The organism is Devosia sp. MC521, from assembly GCF_014127105.1.
Lineage (GTDB): Bacteria > Pseudomonadota > Alphaproteobacteria > Rhizobiales > Devosiaceae > Devosia.
The window spans coordinates 3,061,754-3,079,316 of the sequence record NZ_CP059902.1; the positions used below are offsets into that span (position 1 = coordinate 3,061,754).

Below are 17,563 nucleotides of genomic sequence, written 5' to 3' on the forward strand. Positions count from 1 at the left end.
GACGTCTCCGATGAAGATCATTCGCGTTGCGGCAATTGCTCTGGTCTCCCTTGCGGCGTTGGCCTACCTCAGCGCCACGGCCTATATGTATTTCAACCAGCGCAATTTTCAGTACGACCCTGTCGGCACTCTGATCCCGCTTTCGGACACAGCGCTAACCGAGGCACAAACCATTTCCATTGGCGATGCCGACACTCTCGTCAACGGCTGGTATCAGCCACCCGCAGAGGGCAAGCCCCTCATCCTGTTCTACAAGGGCAATACCGGCAGCTTCTCGGAAGAATACGAGCGCTACGAAACTTGGGTTGAGGCTGGCTACGGGTTTTTAGCCTTTGACTATCGCGGCTTCCCGGCCTCGCCAGGCGAGATCAACCAGACCAATATTTTGGCGGACTCCCTGGCCGTCTACGATTGGGCTGCCGCCAAGGGCGACCCGATCATGGTATGGGGGCGCTCCATCGGCACAGGCCCTGCCAATTATGTTTCGAGCTTACGCCAACCCCAAGCCTTGCTCTTAGAGACGCCATTCCTTTCGGCGGTCACCGTCGCCGCTGAATGGTATCCCATCCTGCCTGTCGCCCTAGTCATGCAAGATAAGTATCCCAGCAATGAGTGGATCAGAACTGTTTCCGCTCCGGTGCTTGTGGCACATGGAACCGCAGACAAAACTATCGACGTGAGCAACGGCGAACGCCTTTATGCCCTCGCACCCAATCCGGATGAACTCTGGATCGTCCCCGGCGCTGACCACAGCGACCTCTGGGCCGCAGGGATTTGGGGGCAAGCCGAACCGTTTTTTGAAAGAGCACTTACCAAGTGAGTGAAACCAAACTGGCGGGCATGTCTGCCCGCCGTACCGCCATTATCGGCGGTCTCATGGTGGCGACCGGCCCCTTAAGTCTAGGCCTATATCAACCGGCTCTGCCCACCATTGTCCAAGAGCTGGCCATCAGCGAAAACGCTGGCAAACTCACTCTAACCGTGTACTTCGCCTCTTTCGCCCTCGCGCAGCTCCTCTGTGGCCCCCTCTCCGACCGGTTCGGTCGCCGCAGTATCGGCATGGTGTTCTTCGGCATCTATGTGCTGGGCAGCCTTCTGTGCACCTTCGCGCCCAATATCGAGATGCTGTTCGTGGGACGGTTCGTCCAGGGGTTCGGCGTCTCAGCCGGCGTAGCGCTATCGCGTGCCATGGTGCGCGATCAATTCGTCGGTGCCGAAGCCATCCGCATTCTGACGATGGTCAATCTCATTCTCACCGTCACGCCCGCCGTCGCGCCCACTTTGGGCAGCGTCATTCTCGCTTTTGGTCCGTGGCACATTATGTTCGTGATCATGGCGGGCTTCGGCTTGGCGATATTGGCACTGCTGGGCTTTTCGAGCCGTGAGACTTTGCCCCCCGAGCGTCGCATCCCGTTCAGCCCGTCGATTATTTTCAAAAACTACAAGACCCTGCTGACCTCCAAGGATTTCATGGTCCCTGCGCTCTTGCTCGGGCTCACCTTTGGCGGTTTCCACGGCTTCACAGCACTTTTGCCCTTCGTCCTCATCAACGATCTGGGTCTCACGCCCTTCCAATTCGCTATGGCCATGCTGGTGCAAACCGGGTGTTTCACCATTGGCAATCTGGTCGCCGGAGCCCTCGCCAGCCGCACCACGGCTGATCGGATTGTCACGTTCTCCCTCGTGGCATTTGGTCTGTCGGGCCTGAGCTTTATCATTCTCCCCACCCTGATCCCGACCAGCCTGCTGTCGATTATGGTTCCGGTCGGCATCTGGATGGTTGGCCTATCGCTGATCGGCCCCAGCGTCACAACCGCCGCTATGGCCGGTTTCGGCGCTATCGCGGGCGCAGCCGCCGCCATGAGCGGATTTCTCCAAATGGGCGGAGGCTTCGTCGGCTCGCTCATTGGCAGCACGCTGTTTCCCGACGCCCGTACAGCCATGATGGTCGAACTCCCCATCATCGCCGTGCTCATCATCGCGCTGGCGCTTTACGACAAAAAGCGCCTGAAGGTGGCCGCGTAAGCGCAAACGAAAAGGCCGCCTCCCCTTGGAGACGGCCTTTCAAAATTCTCTTGAACGGTAAGGCTTTACCTTGGCGTTGGCGTCGGTGCAGCCACCAGACCTTCGCGCTGTAGACGCTTACGAGCCAGCTTGCGGGCGCGACGAACAGCTTCGGCCTTACGGCGAACCTTCTTTTCCGAAGGCTTCTCGAAGTAGTTGCGCAGCTTCATTTCACGGAAGACGCCTTCGCGCTGCAGCTTTTTCTTGAGCGCGCGCAGCGCCTGATCAACATTGTTATCGCGAACGACTACTTGCAAAGGTAACCAGCCCCTTCAATGCTTGGCTAATGTGTTGAACATGTGCGCGCCGCTCGAAACAACCCACCGCCCGCACGGCCTGAATGGCGGGCTCTATACAACAACACTCCAAATATGTCCATAGTTTCCGAGCGTTGCGACCCTCAACTTGCTACAAACGATCCAGCATTGTTACAGCACCACCTCCAAACGAAAGTGCACCCCATGTATCGCCCACTCGTCTTCTTGCCTGGCCTTATCTGCGATCAGCGTTTGTGGCGGGACGTCATCGATGGGCTAAGCGACACGATTGCGCCAATGGTCGCCGACCTTCGTCTGGATGACACCATCAAGGCGATGGCCGCTCGCACACTCTCTGCGGCGCCAGATAAATTCGCCTTGGCGGGCCTCTCCATGGGCGGCTATGTGGCGCTTGAAATTATGCGTCAGGCCCCTGAACGCGTCACCCACCTCGCCCTACTGGACACCTCGGCGCGCGCCGATACGCCAGAGCGCCAAGACACGCGCCGCAAGGGCATAGCCATGGTTGGTCAGGGCAAATTCATCGGCGTGTCGCGTGGTCTCTTGGGCAATCTCATCGCGCCCCATCATTTGGGCACGCCCTTGGCAGGCGAGGTTCAAGCCATGTCCGAACGCGTCGGGCAAGATGTCTATATCCGTCAGCAGAACGCCATTCTGAGCCGGATCGACTCCCTGCCGTCCCTGCCCGCTATCGCCGTCCCGACCTTGGTGGGCGTTGGTGCGCTCGACAAAATGACGCCACTGGACTTGGCCGAGGAAATGGCTTCAGCCATTCCCCACGCCGAATTGTCGGTCTTCCCTGATGCAGCGCACCTGCCGCCTATGGAGAACCCCGCCCCAGTGATTGCGGCGTTTAAGACGCTTCTCGCCCGCTAAACTGAGCTGCGCACGATGCGGTTGATGTGGCCCATCTTGCGACGGGGCCGCGCTTCCGCCTTGCCATAGAGGTGGGGTTGCGTATCGCCATCAAGCCCATTGGGCACCATGTCGACTTCATCGCCGACAAGGTTCTGCATGACAACGTCTGCCATGCGTTGCGGATTGCCCAAAGGCCAGCCTGCAACGGCCCGCACATGCTGCTCAAACTGGTCGGTCAGGCACACAGCCTCGGTCCAATGGCCCGAATTATGCACCCGCGGCGCGATCTCATTGACGATCAGGCTGGTTTTGCCGTCCGTCTCGACCACGAAAAACTCGACCCCCAGCACGCCCACATATTCAAGCGCGATAACAATCGCCTTGGCGATCATGCCCGCCTGCCGCTCGACGATCATCGGCAACTCGGCCGGGACCGTGGACGTGTAGAGAATGTGGTCGCGATGGACGTTTTCCGCCGGGTCAAAACTTTTCACCGCCCCGTCCAGCCCACGAGCAACGACGACCGAGATTTCCTTGCTGAACGGCACAAAGCCTTCAAGCACCAGCGGGTGTGGCGAGAGCGCATTAAACGCCGCTTCAAGCTCCGAAGCGTCCCGCAACACACGCTGCCCTTTGCCGTCATAGCCCAGACGCGTGGTCTTAAGCACGGCCGGCAGTCCCACCTCAGCCACCGCCGCCTTCAAATCATCCAGCGAATGAATAGCGCGATAAGGCGCGACCGGAATATTCTTGGACGCCAAAAAGCCCTTTTCGGCCAGCCGATCCTGCGAGATCGCCAGCGCTTTAGCGCCGGGACGCAACGGCTTCAGCCCCGCAAGAATTTCCGCTGTTTGCGCGGGCACATTCTCAAACTCATAGGTGATGACATCGACTTGGCTGGCAAAAGCCTTGAGCGCAGCCACATCGTCATAAGCCGCCACCGTCTTAAACGGCGTCACATCAAATGCCGGGCTCTGTGGGTCCGGGCAATAAATATGGCTTTTCAAACCCAGCTTTGCAGCGGCCAAAGCCAACATGCGCCCAAGCTGCCCCCCGCCCAAAATACCAATAGTGGAGCCAGCGGGCAGCGCGGAATCTTGGGTCACGGACGACTACTCAGTATCAGAGGGAAATTGGGGCACAGACGCCGTTTGGCGGGCGCGATGCGCCTCGAGGCGATCGGAAAGTTCATCATCGTTCAGCGCCAAGACAGCTGCCGCCAACAGCGCCGCATTGATAGCGCCCGGCTCGCCAATCGCGAGAGTTCCAACAGGAACTCCGCCCGGCATCTGCACGATGGAATAAAGGCTATCGACGCCCGAAAGCGCCTTGGAGCGCACGGGCACGCCGAACACCGGCAGTATCGTCATCGCGGCAATCATGCCCGGCAGATGCGCCGCGCCACCCGCACCGGCGATAATCACCTTAACGCCTTCAGCTTTGGCGTTGGTGGCAAAATCGACCATGCGCTCAGGCGTACGATGCGCCGAAACGATGCGCGCTTCATATTCGACTTCGAGACTTTCGAGGGTTTCTGCGGCCAGCCGCATAGTTGGCCAATCAGATTGGCTGCCCATAACAATGGCGACGGGTGGCTTGAGCATGGCGTGTCCCTCAGAGCGCTCCACAAAGCGCGGCATTAGCCCAGATTTGGCCATAACTCAAGCAGCCAAGGCCTCAAGCGATGATGTCAGGCAAGAGTATATTTTCCAGCTGAGCGATGCGGTCTTTGAGCGCCAGTTTGCGCTTTTTGAGCCGCTGGATCAGCATTTGATCGGCCATTTGAGACTGCGTTAAAGTCAGGATCGCAGCGTCCAAATCGGCATGTTCCTGGCGTTTTGTTGCCAGTTCAAGACCAAACTGGGCCTCAATTTCCTTAGTCAGGGGCAGCATTCACGCACCAACTTTGTGGGCATATCAGTTACCTCTGGTTAGCCCATGATCATGGAAAATGCATCACATTTTCGAGGACTGCCGCATGGGTGTCGACAAAGCATGAAAGATTTGTGACGATACCCAAGTCCAACACGCTGAAAGGAGTTCTTTAATGACGACTGAAGGCCACATCGCAGCGCTCGAGCGGCGCCATCAGGAACTGGATAAGCAGATCCATTCTGAAATGCAAAATCGCCTCAAAGACGATTTGATGGTTGCTTCGCTCAAACGCAAAAAACTCGAAGTGAAGGACGAACTTTACCGTCTCCAGGGCGCCACGCGGCAATAAATTCTACGAAAGGCAGAGTTTCTCTGGAGGGTCACGGCACAGCCGGGACCCTTTTTCATTTTAGTAAACAAAAGCAAAATCAATAGGATTAACGCCCTCTTAAGGGCAGACCTTCATCGTATTCCCAAAGTGGCACACAGCGATTCGTGTGTCCTGCGACGGGAAGGCCAATAGGTTCATGACGCGTGTTCTGGTGGTTGATGACGATCCGGTCCAGTTGCGGCTCACCGCCGAGATTGCAAACCGTGCCGGGTTCAAACCGCTGACCGCCACTGGTGGCGAACAGGCGCTCTCCATCCTGCGCGAAGATCGCAAAATCGGCGCGATGATTCTCGATCTGGTCATGCCAGATCTCGATGGCATGGGCGTTATGGAAGTGATGCGCCGCGAGGGCATGACGACCCCCGTTATTGTCCAGACCGCAAGCGCCTCACTTGAAACCGTTATCTCGGCCATGCGTCAGGGTGCGGCGGATTATTTCGTCAAACCCGTAAGCCCCGAGCGTCTGGTCATCTCGCTGCGCAACGCCATGAAACTGGATGCGCTCGAATCGGCGATCCGCGCCGAGCACGCCCGCAAATCTGGCACCTTCAGCCACAAGGATATGATCGCAGCGGCCCCTGCTATGGCGCGCGTCATTACCCTCTGTGGCAAAGCCGCCAAGAGCGCGATCCCGGTCCTCATTGAAGGCGAAACTGGTACAGGCAAAGAACTTGTCGCCCGCATCATCCAAGGCACGTCCGAACGTGCCGGAAAACCTTTCGTCACCGTCAATTGCGGTGCCATTCCCCCGAACTTGGTCGAGTCGGTCCTGTTTGGTCACAAGAAGGGCGCGTTCACAGGCGCGCATGCTGACCAGAGCGGCAAGTTCGCTGAAGCCAATGGCGGCACGATCTTCCTTGATGAAGTGGGCGAGCTGCCACTCGAAACGCAGGTCAAGCTCTTGCGTGTCCTACAAGAAGGCGAAATAGAGCCTATCGGCGCAACGCGCCCTGAGCGCGTCAATGTTCGCTTCATATCGGCGACCAACCGGCGCCTGTTGAATCTCGCCAAATCGGGCGAATTCCGCGAAGATCTCTATTACCGTCTTAACGTCTTCCCCATTTATACCCCGCCGCTGCGCGAGCGAATGGAAGACCTCAACGCGCTGGTAAGCCACTTCATTGCCCGTTTCTCAGCTGAAGCTGGCAAGCGTATTTTGGGGCTCACCGCTGAAGCGCAAGCTCTTCTTATGGGCTATGATTGGCCGGGCAATGTCCGTCAGCTCGAAAACGCGGTTTATCGCGCCATTGTGCTCACCGACGGCGCCTTCCTCGAGCCTGCCGATTTCCCCCAGATCTTGGCCCAGTCTGCCGGGCGCGAAGAAGCATTCCGCAGCGTTGCGCTGGCCCCTGTTCCGCGCAATCCAACCCACATCGACGACGCCCCATCTCGCGTGCGCGTGGATATCCTGAGCACCCCCGCTCCCGACAGGTTCCTGAACGACAGCGGGGCCTTGCTGTCCCTGGCAGCCATCGAGCGTGACGCCATCCAGTTTGCCATCGAGCACCACGGCGGTCGCATGTCTCGTGTCGCCAGAGCCTTGGGCATTGGCCGCTCGACCCTTTATCGCAAGCTCCATGAATATGGCTTGGCCGAAGGTTTGGTTACCGACGCTGCTTAATAAAGCCAGCACGAACGTGATGAACAAACTTCGACGTTAACCACGTTGCTTACCGAGGCGTTAAGAGATTAGCGCGATTTTGCGGGAAGTTTTTAACGTCGAGGCCATCATGAGACTTTCGGGCATCGCTCTTCTCGCACTTCTGGCAGGCACAGCTGCCGCCAACGCTGCTGACCTCAATTGGAACAGCAACACCACTTCCCCAATGTTCGCTGCGACGTCCGTTGCCCAATGGACTGGCTTTTACGCAGGCGTGAACGGGGGCTATGCCTTCGGTCAGACCGAAATTGACGGAGCGGGCGGTGGTGCTGCTGTTACCGGTGGCAAGCACAACAGCGGCGGTTTCAATCTTGGCGCTCAGGCTGGCTACAACATGGACATGGGCGGCTTCGTCCTCGGCGGCGAAGCTGACATCCAGTTCGGTGGTCCGGTCCACAAGGAAACCCTGACGGGCGGTACCAAGTTCGAACAGCGCACAGAATTCTTCTCGACCGTTCGCGCGCGTGCCGGTATCCCGGTTGGTCAGGTTATGCCATTTGCAACCCTCGGCGTTGCCTTTGGCCGCGGCGCTGCTGAAACTAAGAGCGGTGCGTCAACCACAACGGTCAACGCAAACCACTTTGGTTGGACCGCAGGTGTTGGTCTGGAAGCTCAGGCAACCCAGAACCTCTCCTTCAAGGCTGAGTACCTCTATGTCGATCTGGGCACCCAGTCTTATGGCATCGATGCAGGTTTTGGCGGGGCCCGTGACGTCACCCAGCGTTTCTCGGTTGTCCGCGCTGGCGTAAACTACCGCTTCTAATACGATCAGAAGTCGGCCCGTTGCAGGATCGCACCAGGCCGACTTCACACGTTCGGGAGTGATTGCTCCCGTTAACCTTTACGGAGTATCGACAAGTTTGCGGCTAGGTTTTGGGGCAGAGTCGGCCGTGCCGCGTGCGTCTTGGAGCCAGGTATGAATAAGGTCGTCGTAAGTTTTGTCGCTCTGCTGGCAGCAGCAAGCATCGTCCAGCCTACACTGGCGCAACCCGCCGCTAATCTGACGACCTCCCGTATCGTCATTGCCCCCGCACAAAGTCCACTCGCCCGCACGATCAAGGAAGGTCTCTCGACCGCCTATGCAAGTGCCCGCGCAGGCACTCCAGCCTATGAAGAGGCCCAGCGCCTCTATTTCCTTTATGGCGAACGCAGCTTTGAGCCGATCTGGCTGAGCCAGGATACCTCGGGCCAGCTGACTTTCTCCCCGGCCGCTGAAAAAATCGTCGCCCTGTTTCGCAATGCTGAAGCCGAAGGTCTGCGCCCGCAGGACTACCTGACCGCCGAGATCGACCTCACCCGCGTTGGTGGCGATGCCGTCGCGATGGCAACGCTTGAAACAGCCTTCACCAGCGCCACCACGCGCTATGCCCACCACCTTCACAACGGCCGCATCAATCCGCAGTCGATCAGCACCAATCTCGACATCAAAACCAAGTCGATTGATGAAGCGGCGCTGCTCGAACGCTTGGCCCGCAGTGCCGACCCCGCTGCCGTTCTGAACGAGTTGAGCCCAACCCATCCCGAGTTTCTCTCGCTCAAGGCGGCGCTCGCGAGCTTTAATACAATTGCGACGGATCGCCCGACGCCAATCGCTGGCGGCCCGACCCTGCGCCCCGGCAATACAGACCCGCGCGTTCACGCCATTCGTGAGCGTTTGCAGGTGGCGAGCCTTGGCTCCGACATCTATGACGACATCACTTTCCAGGCGGTCAAATCCTTCCAGGCCTCGCAAGGCCTAGAGGTCGACGGGGTCATTGGACCTGCGACCATTTCCGCTCTCAACGGTGGCGCTGAAATCCGCCGTGAAGACATCATTGCCAATATGGAACGCTGGCGCTGGATGCCGTCCGACCTCGGCGACTTCAACGTCTTCGTCAACATCCCAGAGTTCCGCCTGTCTGTTCAGCGCAACTTCCAGGAAGAATACACCACACGCGTCGTCGTCGGCACATTCAAAAACCAAACGCCGGTTTTCTCCGACAGCATCCGCCATCTCGTGGTCAATCCATATTGGAATGTCCCGACTTCCATCATTAAGGGCGAGATCGCTCCGGCTGTTTTGAACAACCACGGCTACACCGACGCCAAGAACATGGACCTCATCTACAACGGCGATGTTGTGAGCCCGTGGCAGGTCAACTGGTCCGCCGTGTCCGCGAGTAATTTCCCCTTCCGCGTTCGTCAGCGTCCTGGCCCAGGCAATTCGCTCGGCCAGATCAAGTTCTTGTTCCCCAACAAGCACGACGTTTATCTCCACGATACGCCATCGAAGAACCTCTTCTCGCGCGCCTCGCGTGCGTTCAGCCATGGCTGCGTCCGCGTTGAAGATCCGTTTGCTTTCGCCGATGCGCTAATGGCGAACGAGCCCAACATTTCACGCACCTCGCTTGAGGCCATGTTTGGCCCCTCCGAACGCTGGGTTAATCCAACAAAGCAGATTCCAGTGCACTTGGCCTATTTCACCGTCCGCGTTGACGGCACTGGTGCCATGCAAAACTTTTCGGACGTTTATGGTCACCATGCAGCTTTGATTGCTGCCATGGGCTTAGGCGCCACTCCGGTCACACCAAATGTCGTGGCAGACACCAGTATTCCGGGCGAAGTGGCACCGTAAACGGAAAATAAACCCTAACAGCGCGTTCACACTTTTGCCTTGGTTGTGCCTGCTTTTGGGGTCTATAACACTCATGTGAACGGGCGATTTTCTCGTTCACATCTGGTTAGCGTTAAGACATTCGTTTGCTTTTTAACGTTAACCTTCCGTCCTGATCTGTAAAGAACCGGGCAGTGTTTCGCGTGACGGTACTGGGTTTGAAAAATTGGAAGCGCCTTGCGCGCCTTTCGTTGGTAGCTGTTCTCAGCCTGCCTGTCTTGCTGTCGGCATTGCCGGCGCAGGCGGCTAACGAGCGCGCCATTTATCTGCATTACACCCACACAAAAGAGACTCAGCGCATCGTCTTCAAGCGCAACGGTCGCTATGTGCAGGATGGTCTCAATCAGCTCAACGTTATGCTGCGCGATTGGCGCCGCAACGAGCCAGCGAAAATGGACCCGCGCCTGTTCGATTTGGTGTGGGAAGTCTATCAGGACGTCGGCGGCACCCAGCCGATCCACGTTGTCTCCGCTTATCGTTCTCCGCAAACCAACGCCATGCTGGCCAAGAATTCGTCTGGCGTTGCCGACAATTCCCAGCACATGCGCGGCACCGCTATGGATTTCTACATCCCCGGCGTACCCCTCGCGCGCCTTCGCGCCGCAGCGATGCGCAAGCAGGTGGGCGGCGTCGGTTATTACCCATCCTCGGGTAGCCCTTTCGTTCACCTTGATACCGGTTCGGTGCGCGCTTGGCCGCGCATGACCCGCGCGCAGCTGAATGAGCTCTTCCCCGACGGTCGCACCATGCACCTTCCAAACGATGGCAAACCGCTGTCGCAACAAGGCTATCAGGTCGCCTTGGCGGAATGGAAAAAGTGCCACGCTTATCCATGCAATGGCTCCTCCTCCAGCGGCACCCAATTTGCCGAAGCGCCAGCCGCCTCCGGTGGCGGTCGCAATCTCATGGACATGCTGTTCGGCGGCAATCAGCAGCAGGCAGCAGCGCCACAAGTGCAAGTCGCCTCCGCGCCTGCCCCTCGCGCAACACCACAGGCTCAGCCTGCAGCGCCTCTCGCCGTCGCATCCATTGCCCCGGTTATGCCGATGATGCGCCCTGCTGACCTCGGGGGCCCAACGGTCGCCGTGGCCGCAGCACAGCCAGAAGTGCAGCCAGCAGTGCAGGTCGCAGCCGCGACCCCAACATTGCCATTCTCGACCGTCGGCAGCGCACCGCTGACCGAAGACGAGCTGCGCGGCCCCATCACTGTGGCCGTTGCCTTGCCGACAGCGCTCCCGTCAGACCTTCGCGCGGGCAATGCTGAGAACGCGGTAATGGCACTGGCAGCTCTCGCGCCACCAGCAATGCCGACCCCACGTGTGCATATGAGCGAGGAAGCGCCAGCGCTGCTCTCGGCCTATGCTCCGGCTATGCCGCAAACCGAAGGCGCGTCCGCGGCTCAACCTCTGGTCGCCTCCGCGCCAGCGGCTCTGCCAACAGCGCTTCCCCCTCTGGGCCGCCCTGTTGTTGCCTCGACCGGCGCTGTGCAGACAGCAGCGCTCTCGCCAGAAGTCCCGGCTTACGGCGGTCTCTTTGACACCCCGTTCACGGCCTCCGCTGTGCCAGACACAGTTTTGGCAAAGGCGCTCGAAGCACATGTTGCAGGCTTGGTTCCGACCAATTCTCGTGATTTCGTCGCGCCCGATCTGGAGCACGCGGTCGACATTCTGACCGTTCCAAAAGCGCTCACCTCAGACCACTTTGCCGTGATCTATGATTACGATGAGGCTGGTCTCGACCCTGCTCCGCAGATGGGCAGCCGCAGCTTGGGCCTTCAGAAATCAGACGAAGGTCTGCCAAGCAACCGCTTCTCTTTGGCACGAAACTAATCTTGCCTCCCACCGTTCAACACGGTGGGAGTTGCTATCTGCGGTGCGTGCCGGCTGCGCTTATCCTGCGCTAAGCTTTCCAGACAAGTCATGCCGCATTGCCATTGCTTCTGACGCCGCCTAGAACAGGCGGCGATTTTCTTCCTTTCGACGGGGACCAGCTTGGCCGAAAAGCCCGATACACCGCTGCTCGACAAAGTGACGACACCAGCGGAACTGCGTGCGCTGCCGCGCGAGCAATTGCGCCAGCTGGCCGATGAGCTGCGTCTGGAAATGATCGACGCCGTTTCGGTGACCGGTGGGCACCTGGGCGCTGGCCTTGGCGTGGTCGAGCTGACCGTCGCCCTGCACGCCGTGTTCCAAACCCCGCATGATCGCATCATCTGGGACGTTGGGCACCAGGCTTACCCGCACAAAATCCTCACTGGCCGCCGCGACCGCATCCGCACGCTGCGCCAAAAGGATGGTCTGTCCGGCTTCACCCGCCGCGCCGAAAGCGAATACGACCCCTTTGGCGCGGGCCACTCCTCAACCTCCATTTCCGCCGGTCTCGGCATGGCGGTTGCCTCAGAGCTGCAGTCCACCCCGCGCAACGTCATCGCTGTCATTGGTGACGGCTCGATGTCCGCAGGCATGGCCTATGAAGCCATGAACAATGCAGGCGCCATGGATGCGCGCCTCATCGTCATTCTCAACGACAATGACATGTCGATCGCCCCGCCAACCGGGGCTTTGCGCAGCCACTTGGCGCGCCTCGTCTCTGGCCCCGCTTACCGTAACACGCGGGAAGCCGCCAAAGCTGTCGTCTCAAAACTCCCAGAGTTTTTCCACGAGCCCGTACGCAAGACTGAAGAGTTCGCTCGGTCTTTCTTCACCGGCGGCACGCTGTTTGAAGAGCTGGGCTTTTATTACATCGGCCCAATCGACGGCCATAACCTTGATGACCTCATTGTCATTCTGGAAAATGCCCGCGATTTCCCCAAGGGTCCAATTCTGATCCATGCGGTGACGAAAAAGGGCAAGGGCTACGCTCCGGCTGAGAACGCCGCCGACAAATATCACGGCGTCAATAAGTTCAACGTCGTCACGGGCGCTCAGGCCAAGGCCGCGTCCAACGCGCCGTCCTACACCTCTGTCTTTGCCTCCTCACTCATCCAGGAAGCGGAAGCCGATAGTCGCGTTGTCGCTGTCACCGCCGCTATGCCCTCGGGCACCGGGCTCGACAAATTCGCCGAGCTCTTCCCAAGCCGCATTTTTGACGTCGGCATTGCCGAGCAGCACGCCGTGACCTTTGCCGCGGGCATGGCAAGCGAAGGGCTAAAACCCTTCTGCGCCATCTATTCGACCTTCCTGCAACGCGCCTACGACCAAGTCGTGCACGACGTCGCCATTCAGCATCTGCCCGTTCGCTTCGCTATCGACCGCGCTGGCTATGTTGGCGCCGATGGTCCGACCCACGCTGGCAATTACGATAACGCCTATCTTGGCGCGATCCCCGGCATCGTCCAAATGGCCGCTGCTGACGAGGCTGAGCTCCGCCATATGGTTGCGACCGCCGCGGCCTATGACAATGGCCCGATCAGCTTCCGCTATCCGCGTGGCGACGGCATGGGCGTCGACATGCCCGCGCGTGGCGAAATTCTGCAGATCGGCAAGGGCCGCATCGTGCGTCAGGGTGCAACGATTGCGCTGCTGTCCTACGGCACGCGTCTCGGTGAAGTACTGGCGGCCGCAGATAAATTGGCGGCCCTCGGCCTCAACCCCACTGTGGCCGACGCGCGCTTCCTCAAGCCGCTCGATGAGGAACTCATCGCCAAGCTGGCGCAGACCCACGATGTCCTCATCACCACAGAAGAAGGCGGTCAGGGCGGCTTCGGCGCTCACGTGGCGACCTTCCTCGCCTCCAACGGCCTCTTGGACGGCAAGCTCCGCTTCCGCCCGCTGATGATCCCGGATGAATTCCTCGAGCATTCGACACAGGCTGACATGTATGCCCAGTCCGGTCTCGACCGTGCAGGCATCGTCAAAACCGCTCTGACCACGCTCGGTTACGACCAAGCGGCCATGACAGCAGCACTCGCTCAGGTCTAATCCTAGCGCGCATAATGGGTCGGCACGCCGCTGGCGTGCTTGACCGTCTCCATCGAGATGTAGGCAGACATGTCATACATCTCGATGCGCCCGACCAGCTGCTTATAGATCACGTCGTAATGCTCGACATTGGGCAGCACCAATTTCATGATGTAATCGAAATTCCCCGTCAGCCGGTGCACCTCGACGATCTCAGGGATCGTATCCACCGCCGCGTGAAATTTCTCGAGCCAGTCCGCAGCATGGCTCCCCGTACGCACAATCACAAAAATCGTCGACGGTAGCCCGATCTTGCCCCGATCCAGCTCCGCCCGATTGTGCCGGATAATGCCGTCTTCTTTCAACTTGGCGATACGGCGTGAACAGGCGCTGGGCGAGAGAGACACCGCCTCGGCGATCTCATTGAGCGGCGTATCCGCATTGGCTTGCAGCAGGCTTAGAATCTGCCGGTCACGCTCATCAAGCATCGTAACACTCCATTAATTCGTCGCCAGTTTGCACAAAACACCTAAATTGCGCAATCAACTTGCGTCACCACCACCAAAGCGGCCCAAAAACTCAATTTTGAGGCGAGCACTTGCAGGCACACTAGTCTTTAAGAATTTCGGAGTTGTGTGATGAAAACCATTGGCTTGATCGGCGGTATGAGCTGGGAATCCACCGCTGTGTACTACCGCCGTATCAACGAGGAGATCCGCCGTATGCGTGGCGGGTTGGCCTCAGCAGAGATCGCGATGCGCTCGCTCGATTTCACCACAGTCGTTGCCCTCCAAAAGGCCGACCGTTGGGAAGATGCTGGCAATCTCTTGGGCCACGCCGCCGCAAGCCTCAACCGCGCTGGCGCAGCTTGTGTGCTCATCTGCACCAATACCATGCACCTGGTCTCCAAGCCCGTCGCTGACATGGCTGGCGTTCCGCTGATCTGCATCATCGAAGAAACCGCCAAGGCGCTGAAGGCCGACGGCCGCAAGCGCCCACTCCTCTTGGCAACGCGCTACACCATGGAACACGGCTTTTATGCCGAACGCATGGCCAATCTCGGCATCGAGATTGTCACCCCGGACGCAGAAGACCGTCAGATCATCCACGACGTCATCTTCGACGAGCTGTGCCAGGGCAAAATCCTCGACACCAGCCGCGAGAAATACCTCGGCATTATTGAAAAGATGAAGTCCCGCGGCATCGACAGCGTCATTCTGGGCTGCACTGAAATCTCGATGCTGGTCGATCCAGACAAGCTCGGTATTGCCGGCTACGACTCCACCATCATTCACGCCGATGCGGCCGTCCGCTTCGCGCTCGCCAACGACCTCGAGATCGCGGCCTAAATTATGTGTCGGTTCCTCGCCTATACCGGAGAGCCGATTTATCTCGACACCCTGCTCATCGAGCCGGAAGCGTCACTCGTCAGTCAGTCGCTTTCGGCGCGTGAAGCCAAAACCGTCGTTAATGGCGACGGATGTGGCATTGGATGGTATGGCGCCCGGCCCGAGCCGGGTGTTTACCGCGGCACCCTCCCTGCTTGGTCCGATGCCAACCTAGCCTCGCTCTGCCGGTCGGTGGAGGCGAGGCTTTTTCTTGCCCATGTGCGTTCGGCCACATCGGGGGAAGTCTCCTTCTCCAATTGCCATCCCTTCTCGGCGGGCAAACATCTCTTCATGCACAATGGCCAGATCGGCGGCTATCCAGCCATTCGCCGCTCGGTCGAAGCCCTCATTCCCGATCCGATCTATGGTCGCCGTCGCGGCAATTCTGACAGCGAGGCGATTTTCCTCTCCGCGCTCGGACAAGGGCTGGATACAGACCCTGCCCGTGCCATCGCCAGAACGCTCGAAGCCTGTCACCGCCTTCAGATCAATGAGGGGATCACCGAAGCGCTGCGTTTCACCGCCATTTTGAGCGACGGCGAAAATCTCCATGCCTTCCGCTGCGCCAGTGACGATAGGCCCCCCAGCCTTTACTGGCGCCACATGTCCGGCGGCATAGCCGTGGCGTCCGAGCCTTTCGTCAGCAATGAGAATGAGTGGCACGCCGTCCCTGCCAATTGTCATATGACCATCGGCAAGGACATCGCTTTCGAAGACTTTATGATTGCCTGGTAATGTGACTGTGCGGGTTAGAAACCGCCCACCATCGCCCGCGCAGGGTGTTTCACGCTTTCAACCTTAAACACGTCGACAATGGCATCGAGGCCTTTGGCTCGCGCTTCAGTCTGCTCCAAAGCGACATTGGTCTGCTCGACCAGCGCCGCATTGTGCTGGGTCATCTGATCAATCTGTTGCACCGCGCGGTTCACTTCACCCAGCGTGCCCAAAAGCTCCCGCGTCGCCACAGCAATTGCGGTCGTGTCCTGCGATGACTTGCGCACGCCATCGGCGATGGTGCCAAGCTGCTCTGCAGCAGAGCCGACGACGCCAGTCCCATGATCGACAATGCTCGCGCACTGCTCCACAAGGCCCCCCACTTTTTTGGATGCTTCCGCTGCCGATTGCGCCAATCGCCGAACTTCCTGAGCAACCACAGCAAAGCCATTGCCTGCGTCCCCCGCACGCGCCGCCTCTACCGAAGCATTGAGCGCCAGCAAATTGGTCTGGAAGGCGATTGTGTCGATGAGATCAATAATGGAGCCGATCTGCCGGGACGCTGTGCCAATGTCCACCATGGCGTCGGTCGCTTGGCTCATCACAGCTTCTGCTTTGGCGACATCATTGAGCACGCCAATCGTCCTGCTCTCGGCCCGATCCGCCTGCTGCGCGCATTGGTCCAACCGCTCGAAGGCCCCGCCGATCGTTGTGGCAATCTCGTCAACGGCTGCACTTTGCTGGGTGGTTCGTGCCGACAGGTCGCTCGTGCCGCTCACCAGTTCAGCAGTGGTTGATTTCAGCTGGCTCGAATTTTCGCGTAGCTCATCGACAATACTGGTCAGGTTCACAGCCACATGGTCGATGTTGTCCCGCAACTGCGCGAAAGCACCCTCCGCTGCATAATTCGGCCTTTGGCTCAAATCGGCCCGCGCGAGCGCTTCCAAGGCCGCGCCATTTGAGGCCAATTGGGTGCCAATCACCGCCATAAGCCCGTTCACGCGCTCAGCCAGGCGGTTCAGATCATCATTGGCGTAGTTCGCCTCGATCCGTTTATCGAACACCCCATTGGTAGCGCTCGCCACCACATCGCCGAGTGCACCATTAAGCCGCGCCGTCTCGGCGCTGATCTGATCGAAATAGGTGCTGACGGAAATTTCCATGTCGAGGACAATGGCTTTCGCAAAAGCCCCAATGGCGCCCCTCGTGGCGCCCTTTTGTGCCAGCCTAGTGCCACGCTTATGCCAAAAGTTTGGCTCGTCTTCTTCGAGCAATCCAATCAGCAAATGCTCCAGAATGAGGGCGTATCCGCCCATGTACCACCTTGGCTCCAAACCAATCTTGGCATGGATATCCCCGATGACCTTACCTCTGGCAAAATAAGCTTCGTCAAACTGCCCGCGCGCCAGGCTTTGCCAATGCGTAGTTTGGCGCGCCTGTGCGCGCTCTACACTCGCTTTGGAGGAGAAAAGTTTAGCCACCTCGGGTTCATTATCGAGCCTTGCGTAGAACACAGCGAGCGCACTGGCGATCAATGCCTCCACCTTGTCCGAGATCGGCGCCATTGTGCGGGCCTCATCGCGGGCTAAACCAATAAATTGCAGACGAGCGTCCTGCGCGCTTATTTCCATATAGTACCTCCCCGACGACAACATGCGTGTGGCCCCTCCCACACAGCGCAAGACAAAGATCTTTATATTTCAATGAATTAAGCTATGCGCACGTATTCGCCACAAACCAAGTCGTGCCAGTACGCTATACGATCAAAGTAAACAGCGGATTA

The 17,563-nt window shown here is 58.7% G+C and carries 17 protein-coding genes; 11 read left to right on the forward strand and 6 right to left on the reverse strand.

What is annotated here, in order from left to right:
* Positions 1-10 precede the first annotated feature (10 nt).
* The gene (locus tag H4N61_RS14740) at positions 11-820 is read left to right on the forward strand and encodes an alpha/beta hydrolase (protein ID WP_169195321.1); all 810 of its coding nucleotides are present in this window, start codon (positions 11-13) and stop codon (positions 818-820) included.
* The gene (locus H4N61_RS14745) at positions 817-2,025 is read left to right on the forward strand and encodes a multidrug effflux MFS transporter (RefSeq protein WP_169195320.1); all 1,209 of its coding nucleotides are present in this window, start codon (positions 817-819) and stop codon (positions 2,023-2,025) included. Before H4N61_RS14740 ends, H4N61_RS14745 begins: the two co-directional genes overlap by 4 nt.
* A gap of 65 nt (positions 2,026-2,090) precedes the next feature.
* Here the strand turns inward: H4N61_RS14745 and rpsU are convergent, their stop codons facing one another.
* Positions 2,091-2,321 carry a 30S ribosomal protein S21 gene (gene rpsU, locus H4N61_RS14750; RefSeq protein WP_169195319.1) on the reverse strand — a complete coding sequence of 77 codons (231 nt, stop codon included), beginning with the start codon at positions 2,319-2,321 and terminating at the stop codon, positions 2,091-2,093.
* Between the two features lie 204 nt (positions 2,322-2,525).
* Between rpsU and H4N61_RS14755 the strand changes: the two genes are divergently transcribed.
* Complete coding sequence (locus H4N61_RS14755) at positions 2,526-3,218, forward strand: alpha/beta fold hydrolase (RefSeq protein ID WP_169195318.1); 693 nt, start codon at positions 2,526-2,528, stop codon at positions 3,216-3,218.
* On the opposite strand, the gene H4N61_RS14760 is transcribed toward H4N61_RS14755, so the two are convergent.
* The 3 genes from H4N61_RS14760 to H4N61_RS14770 form a co-directional block, all read right to left on the reverse strand.
* A complete protein-coding gene (locus tag H4N61_RS14760) occupies positions 3,215-4,306 on the reverse strand; it encodes a 5-(carboxyamino)imidazole ribonucleotide synthase (RefSeq protein ID WP_182394363.1) in 1,092 nt (363 codons plus the stop codon). The genes H4N61_RS14755 and H4N61_RS14760 overlap by 4 nt on opposite strands.
* A gap of 6 nt (positions 4,307-4,312) precedes the next feature.
* A complete protein-coding gene (gene purE, locus H4N61_RS14765) occupies positions 4,313-4,804 on the reverse strand; it encodes a 5-(carboxyamino)imidazole ribonucleotide mutase (protein ID WP_182394364.1) in 492 nt (163 codons plus the stop codon).
* A 73-nt stretch (positions 4,805-4,877) separates the two neighbouring features.
* Positions 4,878-5,093: a DUF465 domain-containing protein gene (locus H4N61_RS14770; RefSeq protein WP_182394365.1), complete on the reverse strand. Its 216-nt coding sequence runs from the start codon at positions 5,091-5,093 to the stop codon at positions 4,878-4,880.
* A gap of 154 nt (positions 5,094-5,247) precedes the next feature.
* Here H4N61_RS14770 and H4N61_RS14775 point away from each other — a divergent pair, with 154 nt between their 5' ends.
* The 6 genes from H4N61_RS14775 (at position 5,248) to dxs (ending at position 13,699) form a co-directional block, all read left to right on the forward strand.
* The gene (locus H4N61_RS14775; protein WP_182394366.1) at positions 5,248-5,424 is read left to right on the forward strand and encodes a YdcH family protein; all 177 of its coding nucleotides are present in this window, start codon (positions 5,248-5,250) and stop codon (positions 5,422-5,424) included.
* A gap of 178 nt (positions 5,425-5,602) precedes the next feature.
* Positions 5,603-7,087, forward strand: a complete 1,485-nt coding sequence (locus tag H4N61_RS14780; protein WP_169195314.1) for a sigma-54 dependent transcriptional regulator — start codon at positions 5,603-5,605, stop codon at positions 7,085-7,087.
* 109 nt (positions 7,088-7,196) lie between these two features.
* Positions 7,197-7,889, forward strand: a complete 693-nt coding sequence (locus tag H4N61_RS14785; protein WP_169195313.1) for an outer membrane protein — start codon at positions 7,197-7,199, stop codon at positions 7,887-7,889.
* A 153-nt stretch (positions 7,890-8,042) separates the two neighbouring features.
* Complete coding sequence (locus H4N61_RS14790; protein WP_169195312.1) at positions 8,043-9,740, forward strand: L,D-transpeptidase family protein; 1,698 nt, start codon at positions 8,043-8,045, stop codon at positions 9,738-9,740.
* A 182-nt stretch (positions 9,741-9,922) separates the two neighbouring features.
* Positions 9,923-11,608 (forward strand): DUF882 domain-containing protein, encoded by a 1,686-nt coding sequence (locus H4N61_RS14795; RefSeq protein WP_248306527.1) that lies wholly within the window; start codon positions 9,923-9,925, stop codon positions 11,606-11,608.
* A 162-nt stretch (positions 11,609-11,770) separates the two neighbouring features.
* Positions 11,771-13,699 carry a 1-deoxy-D-xylulose-5-phosphate synthase gene (gene dxs / locus H4N61_RS14800; protein ID WP_182394367.1) on the forward strand — a complete coding sequence of 643 codons (1,929 nt, stop codon included), beginning with the start codon at positions 11,771-11,773 and terminating at the stop codon, positions 13,697-13,699.
* A 2-nt stretch (positions 13,700-13,701) separates the two neighbouring features.
* Here the strand turns inward: dxs and H4N61_RS14805 are convergent, their stop codons facing one another.
* Complete coding sequence (locus tag H4N61_RS14805) at positions 13,702-14,166, reverse strand: Lrp/AsnC family transcriptional regulator (RefSeq protein ID WP_169195310.1); 465 nt, start codon at positions 14,164-14,166, stop codon at positions 13,702-13,704.
* A gap of 150 nt (positions 14,167-14,316) precedes the next feature.
* On the opposite strand from H4N61_RS14805, the gene H4N61_RS14810 reads away from it, so the two are divergent.
* Both H4N61_RS14810 and H4N61_RS14815 read left to right on the forward strand, forming a co-directional pair.
* Positions 14,317-15,027: an aspartate/glutamate racemase family protein gene (locus H4N61_RS14810; protein ID WP_182394368.1), complete on the forward strand. Its 711-nt coding sequence runs from the start codon at positions 14,317-14,319 to the stop codon at positions 15,025-15,027.
* Between the two features lie 3 nt (positions 15,028-15,030).
* On the forward strand, positions 15,031-15,801 hold the full coding sequence (locus H4N61_RS14815; RefSeq protein WP_182394369.1) for a class II glutamine amidotransferase: 771 nt from the start codon (positions 15,031-15,033) through the stop codon (positions 15,799-15,801).
* A 14-nt stretch (positions 15,802-15,815) separates the two neighbouring features.
* On the opposite strand, the gene H4N61_RS14820 is transcribed toward H4N61_RS14815, so the two are convergent.
* Positions 15,816-17,411 carry a globin-coupled sensor protein gene (locus H4N61_RS14820; RefSeq protein ID WP_182394370.1) on the reverse strand — a complete coding sequence of 532 codons (1,596 nt, stop codon included), beginning with the start codon at positions 17,409-17,411 and terminating at the stop codon, positions 15,816-15,818.
* Positions 17,412-17,563 lie beyond the last annotated feature (152 nt).

Coding starts and splice junctions, on each gene's coding strand:
- H4N61_RS14740 (WP_169195321.1), top strand. CDS start 11: ATGAAGATCATTCGCGTTGCGGCAATTGCTCTGGTCTCCCTTGCGGCG.
- H4N61_RS14755 (WP_169195318.1), top strand. CDS start 2,526: ATGTATCGCCCACTCGTCTTCTTGCCTGGCCTTATCTGCGATCAGCGT.
- purE (WP_182394364.1), bottom strand. CDS start 4,804: ATGCTCAAGCCACCCGTCGCCATTGTTATGGGCAGCCAATCTGATTGG.
- H4N61_RS14770 (WP_182394365.1), bottom strand. CDS start 5,093: ATGCTGCCCCTGACTAAGGAAATTGAGGCCCAGTTTGGTCTTGAACTG.
- H4N61_RS14775 (WP_182394366.1), top strand. CDS start 5,248: ATGACGACTGAAGGCCACATCGCAGCGCTCGAGCGGCGCCATCAGGAA.
- H4N61_RS14780 (WP_169195314.1), top strand. CDS start 5,603: ATGACGCGTGTTCTGGTGGTTGATGACGATCCGGTCCAGTTGCGGCTC.
- H4N61_RS14785 (WP_169195313.1), top strand. CDS start 7,197: ATGAGACTTTCGGGCATCGCTCTTCTCGCACTTCTGGCAGGCACAGCT.
- H4N61_RS14790 (WP_169195312.1), top strand. CDS start 8,043: ATGAATAAGGTCGTCGTAAGTTTTGTCGCTCTGCTGGCAGCAGCAAGC.
- H4N61_RS14805 (WP_169195310.1), bottom strand. CDS start 14,166: ATGCTTGATGAGCGTGACCGGCAGATTCTAAGCCTGCTGCAAGCCAAT.
- H4N61_RS14810 (WP_182394368.1), top strand. CDS start 14,317: ATGAAAACCATTGGCTTGATCGGCGGTATGAGCTGGGAATCCACCGCT.
- H4N61_RS14815 (WP_182394369.1), top strand. CDS start 15,031: ATGTGTCGGTTCCTCGCCTATACCGGAGAGCCGATTTATCTCGACACC.
- H4N61_RS14820 (WP_182394370.1), bottom strand. CDS start 17,411: ATGGAAATAAGCGCGCAGGACGCTCGTCTGCAATTTATTGGTTTAGCC.